Origin of the sequence: Acidovorax sp. sic0104 (genome assembly GCF_019219095.1) — a bacterium.
Lineage (GTDB): Bacteria > Pseudomonadota > Gammaproteobacteria > Burkholderiales > Burkholderiaceae_C > Acidovorax.
In genome coordinates this window covers 1-568 of the sequence record NZ_JAHUWH010000053.1, presented here as the reverse complement: position 1 = coordinate 568, position 568 = coordinate 1, and the positions used below count along the sequence as shown (strand labels likewise).

Annotated in this window: 1 pseudogene; it reads right to left on the bottom strand. The window is 64.1% G+C overall.

What is annotated here, in order from left to right:
- Nucleotides 1-568: pseudogene (locus KW835_RS26630) on the bottom strand (hypothetical protein); the annotation flags it as partial.

Here is a 568-nt window from a genome sequence, read left to right as displayed (position 1 = left end):
GCGTCAAAGTACTGCCCCGGATACCGCAGGTTGAAGGTCACCTCAGGCACGCTGGTGGCGCCCGTCGTCGGGGTGGTAGTCTCGCTGGTGAAGCGCTTGGCCGCCGTGGTGGGTTGCTCATCGCCAAACGCGCTGTACTCCCACTGCCATGCCGCCTGCCCGTCCGCCTGCGTGAGCTTTCTCGGGGTGTTCAGGTGGTCGCTGTGGATGGCATACGTTTGACCCTTGATGACTGCCGCAATGGGCATGGGGCCTGAGGCAGTGGGCAGGTACAGGTATTGGGCCGTGCCTGCACTGTTGGCGCCGCCCGAGCCGTATTCACCCAGCAGGGTGCCGTCTTCGCCGTACACGTAGCTCCAGCCGAGCTTTTCTGCATCGCTGGTGGCCGGGCTCCAGAGTTTGGACAGGAAGGCCTTGAGCTGTTCGATGAAGCCGGGTGGTTCCTGGCTGTTTTTGCCATCGCTTTCATCGTCATCGGCCAGCAGGTTGGCCAGGGTCTTGGTGCTGGCGGGCTTGGCCGCTGCGCTGCTGTACAGCGGCTCGGTCTTGAACACGCGCTGGCCCAGGC